Source organism: Pseudomonas sp. H2_A10, assembly GCF_054680085.1.
Window position 1 is genome coordinate 2396957 of sequence record NZ_CP162821.1, and the last position, 12772, is coordinate 2409728.

At 60.1% G+C, this 12772-nt stretch carries 12 protein-coding genes; 8 read left to right on the forward strand and 4 right to left on the reverse strand.

Going from position 1 to position 12772, the window contains the following annotated elements; genetic code table 11:
- The first annotated feature begins 57 nt into the window (after nt 1-57).
- From AB4O23_RS11225 to AB4O23_RS11245, 5 genes are all read left to right on the forward strand, one after another.
- Complete coding sequence (locus AB4O23_RS11225) at nt 58-294, forward strand: hypothetical protein (protein ID WP_017527408.1); 237 nt, start codon at nt 58-60, stop codon at nt 292-294.
- A gap of 209 nt (nt 295-503) precedes the next feature.
- Nucleotides 504-845, forward strand: coding sequence for a ribonuclease E inhibitor RraB (locus tag AB4O23_RS11230; RefSeq protein ID WP_003175566.1), 342 nt, complete (start codon nt 504-506; stop codon nt 843-845).
- 400 nt (nt 846-1245) lie between these two features.
- Nucleotides 1246-2655: a circularly permuted type 2 ATP-grasp protein gene (locus AB4O23_RS11235; protein ID WP_017527409.1), complete on the forward strand. Its 1410-nt coding sequence runs from the start codon at nt 1246-1248 to the stop codon at nt 2653-2655.
- 4 nt (nt 2656-2659) lie between these two features.
- Nucleotides 2660-3610, forward strand: a complete 951-nt coding sequence (locus AB4O23_RS11240) for an alpha-E domain-containing protein (protein ID WP_460063193.1) — start codon at nt 2660-2662, stop codon at nt 3608-3610.
- Nucleotides 3607-4410, forward strand: coding sequence for a transglutaminase family protein (locus AB4O23_RS11245; RefSeq protein WP_017527411.1), 804 nt, complete (start codon nt 3607-3609; stop codon nt 4408-4410). The genes AB4O23_RS11240 and AB4O23_RS11245 overlap by 4 nt, the downstream gene beginning before the upstream one ends.
- A 33-nt stretch (nt 4411-4443) precedes the next feature.
- On the opposite strand, the gene AB4O23_RS11250 is transcribed toward AB4O23_RS11245, so the two are convergent.
- Nucleotides 4444-5250 carry a c-type cytochrome gene (locus tag AB4O23_RS11250; protein ID WP_017527412.1) on the reverse strand — a complete coding sequence of 269 codons (807 nt, stop codon included), beginning with the start codon at nt 5248-5250 and terminating at the stop codon, nt 4444-4446.
- 641 nt (nt 5251-5891) lie between these two features.
- Between AB4O23_RS11250 and AB4O23_RS11255 the strand changes: the two genes are divergently transcribed.
- From AB4O23_RS11255 to AB4O23_RS11265, 3 genes are all read left to right on the forward strand, one after another.
- The gene (locus AB4O23_RS11255; protein ID WP_017527414.1) at nt 5892-7097 is read left to right on the forward strand and encodes an acetyl-CoA C-acetyltransferase; all 1206 of its coding nucleotides are present in this window, start codon (nt 5892-5894) and stop codon (nt 7095-7097) included.
- A 15-nt stretch (nt 7098-7112) separates the two neighbouring features.
- Nucleotides 7113-9260 (forward strand): 3-hydroxyacyl-CoA dehydrogenase NAD-binding domain-containing protein, encoded by a 2148-nt coding sequence (locus AB4O23_RS11260; protein WP_460063197.1) that lies wholly within the window; start codon nt 7113-7115, stop codon nt 9258-9260.
- Between the two features lie 90 nt (nt 9261-9350).
- Entirely contained in the window at nt 9351-10076 is a 726-nt protein-coding gene (locus AB4O23_RS11265; RefSeq protein WP_017527416.1) for an amidotransferase, read from the forward strand.
- Here AB4O23_RS11265 and AB4O23_RS11270 read toward each other — a convergent pair.
- The 3 genes from AB4O23_RS11270 to AB4O23_RS11280 all read right to left on the reverse strand — a co-directional run bounded on the left by AB4O23_RS11270 (nt 10073) and on the right by AB4O23_RS11280 (nt 12677).
- Nucleotides 10073-11044: a magnesium and cobalt transport protein CorA gene (locus AB4O23_RS11270; RefSeq protein WP_460069803.1), complete on the reverse strand. Its 972-nt coding sequence runs from the start codon at nt 11042-11044 to the stop codon at nt 10073-10075. The two genes, AB4O23_RS11265 and AB4O23_RS11270, sit on opposite strands and share 4 nt — an antisense overlap.
- Nucleotides 11045-11103: 59 nt before the next feature.
- Nucleotides 11104-11832: a 1-acylglycerol-3-phosphate O-acyltransferase gene (locus AB4O23_RS11275; RefSeq protein ID WP_017527418.1), complete on the reverse strand. Its 729-nt coding sequence runs from the start codon at nt 11830-11832 to the stop codon at nt 11104-11106.
- Nucleotides 11833-11984: 152 nt separating this feature from the next.
- A complete protein-coding gene (locus AB4O23_RS11280; RefSeq protein ID WP_017527419.1) occupies nt 11985-12677 on the reverse strand; it encodes a crotonase/enoyl-CoA hydratase family protein in 693 nt (230 codons plus the stop codon).
- Nucleotides 12678-12772: the final 95 nt, after the last annotated feature.

The following is a 12772-nucleotide window of genomic DNA, read 5'->3' on the forward strand; positions in this document are numbered from 1 at the left end:
GCCCTCAAGGTCCAGATACCTGTGAGCCCATACGCGGGCTTTATCGAGGAGGCACCGATGCAAACGTGGCAAATTACCTTCGTTGATGATCACGGCGAGCAGTCCGTGGAGCAGTTCACCTGCGAACAAAAGCCCAGCCTCGAAGACGCTGCGCACATGATTCGCAACAAGCTGGTGCCCGTCGCCGCTGAACTCGACCTCAACGACCTCGAAGGTCGCCAATCCGAGCCGACGGTCAAGATTCTCAAAGACCAGAACAGTATCCAGATCCTCGACATTTCTCCCTCAGCCTGAATATTCCCTTTACGCCCATCAAGCCCCTCTGGTGGAGGTGATAGCTTCGCGCTACTCTGCAAGCGAGATCAGCGAATGAATCGCTAAGGTCTGGTCTTGTCAGCTACATGCTTGTTTTCCAGCGGTGATGTCATGGCCGTTCCCGCGCCGGTAGGTGCGGGCTTCGGGAAGCACGGAAAGTCTATCCATCGGTTTGAGGAGGACGTTTCATGAGCACAGCCTATCAAGAAGACATCAGTACCCACGTTCTGCGCCGCATGAAAGAAGGCGGCTTCGATTTTTCACGTTTCCACCCCATCGAGTTCTACGCCATTTTCCCGGATGAGGAACGGGCGCGCAGGGCGGCGGGTGAGTTTCGCGGCGAGTCGCTGAACGCCCAGGTCAGTGCGCGCGACGATGGCGCCTGGTACCTGGAGCTAAGCAAGGTCATGTTTGCAACCTACGACGGCATAGGAGACTTCGAGCAGGACTTTGAAGCAGTGGTGGAGCCCCTTGGCGGCATCATAGAAGGGTGGGGCGTCAAGCACCCGGTTCGCCCGTTACCCATGTAGTGGGTTGTCACGCGCAACGCCGTGTATCGGCTGACCTCAGGGTCGGCCGATTTTGTTTGTATGACCTGAAACGCCGCGCGACGCCTACCGTACTTTTTGAACCCTAAAAAAAAGCCACCCAACGAGGGTGGCCTAAAGGGAAGAGCGGAGCGCCAAAGGTTATTCAGCAGATGACGCGATTATCCGCAGGCTTGACCGGGCAGTGAAATCAACTCTGGCTATGCTGTTGATAGTCAAAGCCTGCATTGCGATGAAGCGCAGGACAACACGCCGGGCATTCTGTGCACCAGGAAGGTGCGACAAGGTGCCTGGATTAATTCAACACACTGATTTTTAAGTGTTTATGCCGATGGCACGGGCCTTGCGATGGTTCTTGCGTCCGAGTGACAAGGAGTACGGCATGATCCGCACTTATTACGATGAGATGTACGATGGGGCGGGGCAGGTGCGCCCGCACTACCGCGAATTCGCCCGCTGGTTGGCCGACACCCCGGCAGAACTCTTGGCCCAGCGTCGCCGCGAAGCCGATTTGCTGTTTCACCGCGCCGGGATCACCTTCACCCTGTACGGGGACGAGCAAGGCACCGAGCGCCTGATCCCCTTCGACACCATCCCGCGCAGTATTCCGGCCAGTGAATGGCGGGTGGTCGAGCGCGGTTGCATCCAGCGGGTCAAGGCGCTGAACATGTTTCTGGCCGACCTGTACCACGAGCAACGCATCATCAAGGCCGGCATCATTCCCGCCGAACAGGTGCTGGCCAACGAGCAATATCAATTGGCGATGCAGGGGCTGGATCTGCACCGTGATCTGTATTCCCACATCTCCGGGGTCGATCTCGTACGTGATGGCGATGGCACTTACTACGTGCTGGAGGACAACCTGCGTACACCCAGCGGTGTCAGCTACATGCTCGAAGACCGCAAGATGATGATGCGCCTGTTCCCCGAACTGTTCGCGGCCCAGCGCATCGCGCCCATCGACCATTACCCCAACCTGCTGCTCGATACCCTGAAAAGCTCCAGCCCCCTGGATAACCCCAGCGTGGTGGTACTGACGCCGGGGCGGTTCAACAGCGCCTTTTTTGAGCATGCGTTCCTCGCTCGGGAAATGGGTGTGGAACTGGTGGAAGGGGCTGACTTGTTCGTGCGTGATGACCGCGTATTTATGCGCACCACCGACGGCCCCAAGGCGGTGGACGTGATCTACCGTCGCCTCGACGACGCGTTTCTCGACCCGCTGGCGTTCAATCCGCACTCCATGCTCGGCGTACCCGGCCTGCTCGCCGCCTATCGTTCAGGCAACGTGGTGCTGGCCAATGCCATCGGCACCGGGGTGGCGGATGACAAGTCGGTGTATCCCTTCGTCACCGAGATGATCCGTTTTTACCTGGATGAAGAACCGATCCTGAAGAACGTGCCGACCTTCCAGTGCCGCAAACCTGATGAACTGTCCCACGTGCTGGCCAACCTGCCGGACTTGGTGGTCAAGGAAACCCAAGGCTCCGGCGGCTACGGCATGCTGGTGGGGCCCGCGTCCACCGCGGCCGAGATCGAAGCCTTCCGTGCGCGTATCAAGGCCAAGCCCCACGCCTATATCGCCCAACCGACCCTATGCCTGTCCACCTGCCCGACCTTTGTCGAAAACGGTATCGCCCCACGGCACATCGACCTGCGCCCGTTTGTGTTGTCCGGCAAGGAAACCCGTGTAGTCCCCGGCGGCTTGACCCGTGTGGCGCTGCGCGAAGGTTCGCTGGTGGTCAACTCGTCCCAGGGCGGCGGCACCAAAGACACCTGGGTGGTGGAGGACTGATGCCATGTTGAGCAGAACTGCCTCGGATTTATATTGGATGTCGCGCTACCTTGAGCGCGCCGAAAACCTCGCACGCATGCTCGATGTCAGTTATTCGTTGTCGCTGATGCCCCAGGACGGGCGCGGCGATGGCCTGCATGAACTGGCCATGCCGTTATTGATCACCGGCACCCTGGAGGATTACCGCGAGCGCCACGGTGAATTGCATGCCGAAAACCTGCTGCACTTCTTCGCTCTGGACGCGGCCAACCCGGCCAGTATCTACAGTTGTCTCGGCGCCGCGCGGGCCAGTGCCCATGCGGTGCGTGGGCGAATTACCGCCGACATGTGGGAAAACATCAACGCCACCTGGCTGGATATCCGCGATATCGCCCAACAAGGCCTGGGCCGCTACGGCATGAGCCGTTTCTGCGAGTGGGTCAAGGAGCGCTCACATCTGTTTCGCGGCGCCACCTACGGCACCATCATGCGCAACGACGCGTTCCGTTTCATTCGTCTGGGCACATTTATCGAGCGCGCCGACAACACCCTGCGTTTGCTGGACGCACGCTATGAAATGGCCGGCGACCGCGCCGAAGCCGTCACCGACGGCACGGCTCACGCCTACTACCAATGGAGCGCCTTGTTGCGCGCGCTGTCGTCGTTCGAGGCCTATACCGAGATTTACCGCGACGCCCCCGGCGCCCGCCAAGTGGCGCAGCTGCTGCTATTGCGCGCCGACGTACCGCGCTCGCTCAGGGCCTGCAGCGAAGAGATCGACCAGATCCTCGCCAGCCTGCCAGGCCTCAACGGGCGACCGGCGCAACGCCTGGCCGCCGAGATGGACGCGCGCCTGCGCTTTACCGCCATTGATGAAATCCTCGAAGAAGGCCTGCACGCCTGGCTGACCGACTTTATCCCTTTGGTTCGCCAGTTGGGCGACGCCATCTACAGTTCCTACCTGGAGGCGGCATGAGACTCTCCATCAGCCACGAAACTACCTACCACTACGAAGACCAAGTGCGCGCCAGCATCCAGTACTTGCGTGTGACCCCCCACGACAGCGAGCGCCAGCACGTACTCAGTTGGCAATTGGACCTGCCGCGCCCGGTGCGCGCCCAAGTGGACCCGTTCGGCAATATCCTGCACGTGCTGACCCTGGATGAGCCGCATGACACCATCATCATCGGTGCCCGTGGCCAAGTGGACATCGACGAGTTGCGCGAGGCCGAACACGAGAGCCAATCGCCGCTTCCGTTCCTGCGCTGCACGCGCCTGACCGAGCCCGACGAGGCGTTGCGTGTGTTTGCCGAACAGCACTGTCATCAACGTCGCGACCGCACGGCATTGATCGACCTGACGCACGCGCTCAACCACGTGATGGTCTATACCCCTGGCGCCACCGAAGTCGACACCAGTGCCGCGCAGGCCTTTGCCGGCGGGGCGGGTGTTTGTCAGGACCACACTCACGCGTTCCTGGCCTGCGCGCGCAGCCTTGGGATCGCGGCACGCTATGTATCAGGGTATTTGTACACCGAAGACAGCACGCACCTGGCCAGCCACGCTTGGGCCGAAGCCTGGTTGGACGGCGCCTGGTACAGCTTTGACGTGACCAACCAACTGGCACGGCCGGAGCGGCACCTCAAGCTCGCGGTGGGCTTGGATTATCTTGACGCCTGCCCGGTGCGCGGCATGCGCCGTGGCGGCGGGCATGAGCAGATGCATGCCAAGGTGTTCGTGGCGCCCACGCCGGTGATCGCAGTGCAGCAGCAATAATCTCAAGGCGCCGCAGATCAATGTGGGGCGGTCTCAAGGCTGTTGTTTACGCCCCGCCATATGCTTCAAATACCCCACCAGCAAATCCAACTCGCTGTCAGGCAACACGCTGGCGGCGAATGCCGGCATCTTCGCCTGGGGCCAATGCCGCAGACTTTGGGGGTCGCGGATATAGCGCTTGAGGAAATCAGCGCCGAAATATTCGGTGGGGCTGTAAGGCGTATTCAAGTCCGGGCCCACCTGTGCATCGCCTGCGCCATTTAGGCGATGGCAGGCCAGGCAGTTTTTCTGGAACAGCGCAAAGCCTCTATTGATCGGGTCATTTGCGGCCAGTGCCGGGTCAGGCAACAGCGCCGGAAAACGTTCGGCCACCGTTTGCAGTTGCTTGATTCTGGAAACTTGGAACGGCCATTGCTCAGGGCTGATATGCCCGGCCTGCGGGTCGGTCCACACCAGGTAGAACGGCCCGGCGCTGGGCTTGCCATCGGCCAGGGCAGGCCATGGTTTGGCGGGGTCTTCCACCGCCAGCCAAGCGCGGGCGCCGTGGTTCTGCAGCAGCGGGGCGGCGGTAAGTTCAGCGGCGAAGCCGTCGAGGGCCACGGCTTGAAGGTGATTTTCAGGCTTAAGGCCTGGTAGGAGTACAGCCAATGGCAATGCGCGATAGGTCATGTTGCGCTTGTAGGAAACGTCATCGACGATCTGCACCGTCTGCGCATCCGGGTGCTTGAGCAGGTCGGCGGTTTGCCAGGTTTTGCTGGTGTGGTCCAGCTCAATGGTCAATTGCGCCGCATGAGCGGGCAGGGCAAGCAGCAAGGCGATAAATGCAAAGATCGGTTTCAAGGCGCAGGCCCCGTGTTAAGTCGCGATGGGGCTCACGATAGCGCAAAAACACGCGTAAAAAGGCAGCCCCTGCAACAGGATCGCTATACACGAAGGCCCGGCAGGTGCTGCCAAAAATCGGTAGTCCTGATGCATGCAGTGCTGCGCACGCGGCATCACCCAATAACTTTGGTCAAGTTGGGCAAGATCAGAATCAGGGTGGTGGCGAACAGAATAAGTCCCGCCTGACGTACTTTTGTGTGCTTGAACATGGCTGACTGCCTTTTGTTGTTATTCCTGAGCGTCAAATACGTGCCGGTTTATTTCAGTATGGCGCGTTGACGTGTCGCTTTTCTTACAGCTGCTCCAGCAAAACCCGGCAGCAACCTCCTACTGATTGAACCTTAGAGCCCCCGTTCTTCAACGCTTAGATCCATTTCATATCAACTAAGCAGGAAATCAGCTTAAAAACGTATGAGGCATAACGCCATCTTGGCGCCAATGCCTTGGCTAGACAGCTAAAACGATTAACCCGCGAATTACCTTAGGGCCCTACCGTTCGTCCGAGCGTGGGGGTCAAAAGCAATGAGCGCATCCGTCATTGAAACCGTGTCAATCGGGCCTAAGGTAAGGGCACTACTGCGCAATGGTCCGAGGACGTCATGACCCAAGCTTTGATCTTTGATGCGATACGCACACCCCGTGGCAAGGGCAAGGCCGACGGTGCGTTGCACAGCGTCAAGCCGGTGAACCTGGTGGCAGGCCTGCTCACCGCACTGGCGCAACGCAGCGACCTCGACACCCAGCAAGTGGATGACATTGTGCTGGGCTGCGTGACCCCGGTGGGGGATCAGGGCGCCGACATTGCCAAAACCGCCGCTCTGGTGGCGGACTGGGCCATCAGTGTCGCCGGTGTACAGGTCAACCGCTTCTGCGCCTCGGGCCTGGAAGCGGTGAACCTGGGCGCGATGAAAGTGCGTTCCGGCTTTGAAGACCTGGTGGTGGTAGGCGGCGTCGAGTCCATGTCCCGCGTGCCCATGGGCAGTGATGGCGGTGCCTGGGTGCTCGACCCGCAAACCAACATGCACAGCCACTTCACGCCCCAGGGCATCGGTGCCGACCTGATCGCCACCCTCGAAGGCTTTACCCGTGAAGACGTCGACACCTTTGCCCTACAGTCCCAGCAGAAAGCGGCCAGGGCGCGCGCCGACGGTTCCTTCAACAAATCGCTGATTGCGGTGCAGGACCAGAACGGCATCGTGCTGCTCGACCATGACGAATTTATCCGTGGCGACTCCACGCTCGACGGTCTGGGCAAGCTCAAGCCCAGCTTCGAAATGATCGGGCAAATGGGCTTCGATGCCACCGCGTTGCGGGTCTACAGCCATGTGGAGCGCATCCGGCATGTGCACACGCCGGGCAACAGCTCCGGCATCGTCGATGGCGCCGCGCTGATGTTGATCGGCTCCGAGGCCAAGGGCCGCGAGCTGGGCCTGCAGCCACGGGCGCGCATCGTCGCTACCGCGGTGACCAGCACCGACCCCACCATCATGCTGACCGGCCCCGCGCCGGCTACCCGCAAAGCCTTGGCCAAGGCCGGTTTGCGCGTGGAAGACATCGACCTGTTCGAAGTCAACGAAGCGTTTGCCTCGGTGGTGCTCAAATTCATCAAGGACATGCGCATTGATGCGGCGCGAGTCAACGTCAATGGTGGTTCCATCGCCATGGGCCACCCACTGGGCGCCACCGGTTGCGCGATCCTGGGCACCTTGCTCGACGAACTCGAAGTGCGCCGGCAACGCTACGGCCTGGCCACCCTGTGTGTCGGCGGTGGCATGGGGATCGCCACCATTATCGAACGCCTCTGATCCAAGGAATTTCTGATGACCGATGCCATTCGTTACGAAAAAGGCCAGGACCGGATCGTGGTGCTTATCCTCGACATGCCCGGCCAGAGCGCCAACACCATGAACGGCGCATACCGCGAGGCCATGGCGGCCACCGTCCTACGTTTGGAAGCAGAAAAGGACCACATCGCTGGGGTGATTATCACCTCGGCGAAGAAGACCTTCTTCGCCGGCGGTGACCTTAATGAACTGATCCAGGTCGACAAGGCCCACGCCAAGGATTTCTACGACGGCGTGCGGGTGTTAAAAGCGCAACTGCGCCGTCTGGAAACCCTCGGCAAACCGGTGGCGGCGGCGATCAACGGCGCGGCCCTGGGGGGCGGTTGGGAGATTTGCCTGGCGTGTCATTACCGGGTTGCGCTGGACGATAAATCGGTGCAGCTCGGTCTGCCGGAAGTCACTCTGGGCCTGTTGCCCGGCGGCGGTGGCGTGGTGCGCATGGTGCGCATGCTCGGCCTGGAAAAAGCCTTGCCGTATTTGCTGGAGGGTAAAAAAATTCGGCCGCAGCAGGCGCTGCAAGCCGGTTTGATCAATGAGCTGGCGGTGAACCGCGACGAGTTGCTGGCCAAATCCCGTGCCTGGATCCTGGCCAACCCGGACGCCAGGCAGCCCTGGGACAACAAGGCCTATCAGCTCCCCGGCGGCACTCCAGCGAGCCCCAAGGTGGCACAGATGCTGGCGATTGCGCCGTCAATCCTGCGCAGCAAAACCAACGGCTGTTTCCCGGCTCCGGAGAAAATCCTCTGCGCCGCCGTCGAGGGTGCCCAGGTGGATGTCGACACCGCGCACCTGATTGAAACCCGCTACTTCACCGAGCTGGTCGTGGGGCAAGTGGCGAAAAACATGATCGGCACCTTCTGGTTCCAGCTTAATCAAATCAAGGCCGGCCGCTCGCGGCCCCAGGGCTTTGCCCCCTATGTGACGCGCAAGGTCGGCGTGCTTGGCGCAGGGATGATGGGCGCGGGTATTGCCTATGCCAGCGCCTGCGCGGGGGTCGACGTGGTGCTCAAGGACATCACCCAGGCCGGTGCCGAGAAGGGCAAGGCGCATTCGGCGGCGTTGCTGGACAAAAAAGTCGGCCGTGGGCAATTGAGCGCCGAGCAGCGGGAAAGCACCTTGGCGCGGATCCATCCTACGGCCTCGGATGCCGACCTGGCCGGCTGTGACCTGATCATCGAAGCAGTGTTCGAAGACCGTGAGCTCAAGGCCAAGGTCTCGGCTGCCGCGCGAAACGTGGTCGGCGCCGATGCGGTGATCGCTTCCAATACCTCCACCTTGCCCATCGGCGGCCTGGCCAAGGCGGTGCCGGATGCCGGCAAATTCATCGGCCTGCATTTCTTCAGCCCGGTACACAAAATGCCTTTGGTGGAAATCATCAAGGGCGCCAACACCTCGGACGAAACCCTGGCCCGTGGGTTCGATTTTGTCCTGCAAATCAAGAAAACCCCGATCGTGGTCAACGACCGTCGCGGCTTCTTTACCTCGCGGGTGTTCGGCACCTTCACCAACGAAGGCATCGCCATGCTCGGCGAGGGCGTGGCTGCGCCGATGATTGAAACCGAAGCGCGCAAAGCGGGTATGCCGGTGGGGCCGCTGGCCGTTTCCGATGAAGTCTCCCTCAGCCTGATGAGCCATATCCGACAGCAGGCGGCCAAAGACCTGCTGGCTGAAGGTAAGAATGTACCTGGGCATCCGGCGACGGCGGTCATCGATCTGCTGGTGAACGAATACCAGCGTTCAGGCAAGGCGGCAGGCGGCGGGTTCTATGAATATCCCAGTGGCGGGCAGAAGTACTTGTGGCCCGAACTGAAAAAGCGCTTTGAACAGCCGGATCAACAGATCTCTGCGCAGGATGTGCGCGACCGTTTGCTGTTTATCCAGGCCATCGAAACCGTGCGCTGCGTGGAGGAGGGCGTGTTGATGTCCACTGCCGACGCCAACGTGGGGTCGGTTTTCGGCATTGGTTTTGCGGCGTGGAGTGGGGGAGCGTTGCAGTTTATCAACCAGTACGGCTTGAACGACTTCATCGCCCGCGCCCGTTATCTGGCTGAGCAGTATGGCGAGCGGTTTTCGCCGCCGGCGTTGTTGCTCGACAAAGCCGCACGAGATGAAGTGTTTCGGTGATCGGCGTGTGGGAGGGGGCTTGCCTTGAAGGGGTGTTTCAAGGCAGGCTCTGGGTGTTCAATATTCCCATCGCCGTGTCAGGTATTTTTTATGTCGCTACGCGTCTGCATCCTGGAAACCGATATCCTGCGTCCAGGCTTGATCGATCAGTACCAAGGTTACGGGCAGATGTTCAAGCGCCTGTTCGCCAAGCAACCGATTGCCGCCGAGTTTGTGGTCTACAACGTGGTGCAAGGCGAATACCCGTCGGACGATGAGGTGTTCGATGCCTATCTGGTGACCGGCAGCAAGGCCGATTCATTCGGTACCGACCCCTGGATACAGACCCTCAAGACCTACCTGCTCCAGCGCTATGAGCGTGGCGACAAATTGCTGGGCATCTGTTTCGGTCACCAGCTATTGGCGCTGCTGCTCGGCGGCAAGGCTGAACGCGCCAGCAAAGGCTGGGGCATGGGCATCCATGATTACAAACTCGATACCAAGGCGCCGTGGATGAGCCCGGAGGTACCGGAACTGACGCTGTTGATCAGCCATCAGGACCAGGTCACCACCTTGCCGGACAATGCCACGGTTATTGCCTCCAGCGATTTCTGCCCGTTCGCCGCGTATCACATTGGCGACCAGGTGCTGTGCTTCCAAGGGCACCCGGAGTTCATCCACGACTATTCCCGCGAGCTGTTGGAGATTCTTCAGACAACGCTGGGTGAAACGATCTACACGAACGGCGTAGCGAGCCTTAAGCGTGACCACCACGGCGCCACGGTGGCGGAATGGATGATGCGCTTTGTGGCGCACAAACCTGAGGCGCGCGCTTAAAGCCAACCAGAGCGCTTGAAGCTGGCCCACAAGCCTGTGCAACCTGTCGCAATAAGCCCGAGCACCGCAAAATAGCCGTAGTGCCATTGCAGTTCGGGCATGTTCTGGAAGTTCATCCCATAAATCCCCGCCACTGCGGTGGGGAACGCGAGGATCGCCGCCCACGCGGCAAACTTGCGTTGCACCACGCTCTGGCGCGACGCCTCGAGTAACACACCGATCTCGATGGTCTGGCTGGCAATATCGCGTAGGGTGGTGAGGTCTTCCATTTGCCGTGTCACATGGATCTGCACGTCACGGAAATACGGGCGCATGTTCTTATCGATAAACGGGAAGCTCAGCTTCTGCAATTCCTGGCTGATCTCCACCATCGGCGCTACATAGCGCTTGAGCCGCAGCACGTCGCGGCGCAGGCCGTGGATCTTCTGGATGTCGCGTTCGCTGAGCGAGCTGCACAACACGTTGTGCTCCAGCTCATCGATCTCGGCGTGGATGGCCTCGCTGACCGGCTGGTAATTTTCGGTGACGAAATCCAGCAACGCATACAGTACGAAATCTTCCCCATGTTCCAACAATAGCGGCCGCGCCTCACAGCGCTGGCGCACAAAGCCGTAGGACGCCGAGTGACCGTTGCGCGCGGTGATGATATAGCCGGTGCCGGCGAAGATATGGGTCTCGATAAACTCCAGCTTGCCGTTCTCGCGCACCGGTGAGTAGGTGACGATAAACAGCGCATCGCCGAAGGTTTCCAGCTTGGGGCGGCTGTGTTTTTCCAGGGCGTCTTCGATAGCCAGTTCATGCAGGTTGAACTGGCGCTGCAGGTTGCTCAGCTCCTGGGCATTGGGCTCTTCCAGGCCGATCCACACAAAGTGCCCGGGTTTGGCGGCCCAGGTCGCGCCTTCATCAAGGGTGATATCCGTGACTTTCTTACCGGCGCTGTAGACGGCGGCTGCAACAACTCTACCCATGGTGCTGGTCACTTCTTATAAAGGGGACAGGTGTTGGGCAGCTTAGCTGGAAGGGAGTTCTATTGTTGCGGCGCTTTGAGTTCGCGGTCCATTGCGGCAATACATTCATCCATCTGCGCCTGGCAAGCCTGCATCAATGCTGGGACGTCATCCGACGTCAGCCCGACGGTAGGAATCGGCGTCAGCGAGCGTATGAGCACATCACCGCTGTTCCAGCGATTGAGCCGCATGTGGGTGACGTAATTGCTGACACACACCTGCACGATGGGCACGCCGGCCGCGATCGCCATATGAAACGCGCCTTTCTTGAATGGCCGCAGGCCTTTGCCGAGGTTGCGCGTGCCTTCCGGAAACACCCAGATCGAGGTGTCTTCATGCTGCAAGGTGTGCGTGGTGGTGAGTATCGCGCGGCGCGCCTTGTGCGCGTTGCCCCGGTCGATCAGCACATTGCCTGCCAGCCAGAACAACTGGCCGAACAGCGGTACCCATTTCAGGCTCTTCTTGGCGATACACACCGTACGGTAGGGCACCACGTTGCCACAGACAAACAGATCGTAATTGGACTGGTGATTGGCGATCACCACGCAGGTGCCAGGCTTGTTGCGCAACGAGTCGACATCGGCCTTCACGTTTAAACGCAATATCCACATGGCCGGCAACGCATACAGGCGAGCGCACAGGCGACTGTTGTCCGGGTTGAAAGGGCGACAGAGCCCAATCAACACGCCTAGCACGCCGGCGAGGATAAAGTGCAGGCCCATCAACAACATACGCAACAGGAAAAGCATCGACACGGCCTATGCGGGCAAAAGGTGGCTCAGTGTACGGTTGTGCACTGTATTCAGCAATTGCCCCTATCGAGGTAGGGGATGGCGTTTCGGATTTGCGTGTAAGAAAAAGCCCGACGAAGGTCGGGCTCTGGCACAACAACTGTAAGCACTTAGCTCAGGCTGTGGCTCTGGTCCCGAATGATCGCGTCGTCCAAGGCTTCCAGCAGCGCCTTACGCACTTTCAACTTGGTGTGCTTGTGGGCGTTCATATTGATCTTCTTCAACTGCCGCGCAGCTTCCAGGGCTGCTGCGTGCAAGTCTTCCGGTGCGACCACCTTATCGAGGAAACCGGCGTGCAACGCGCCTTGTGGATCAAACATCTCGGCATTGATCACCGAGCGATGGAACGCCGACTTGCGTAGACGATCCCGCGCCAACTCGATCCCGGCGTGGTGCATGGTCATGCCGATCGCCACTTCATTCAGGCCAATGCTGAACGGGCCTTCCACCCCAATCCGATAATCCGCCGACAGCAACAGGAAAGCGCCCTTGGCCACCGCATGCCCAGGGCACGCCACAATCACCGGGAACGGGTGGGACAGCAGGCGCCGCGCCAACGTCGAGCCCGACGTCACCAGGCTGATCGCCTCTTTTGGGCCGGCCGTCATTACCTTCAGGTCGTAACCACCCGACAAAATCCCCGGCGTGCCGGTGATCACCACCACCGCCCGATCTTTCTCGGCCTGGTCCAGCGCCTCATTAAACGCACTCACCACCGCCGGAGAAATGGCGTTCACCTTGCCGTTGCTCAAGGTCAGGGTCGCGATACCGTCTTCGAGGTGGTAGGCAATCAACTCACTCATGACGCGGTTCCTTGTAGGACTTGTTATAGAAGAATGCAGCAGACGTTACCCACCACGCCCGCGCCGGTAAAGCGCTGTGACTGACTGGCCAGTCA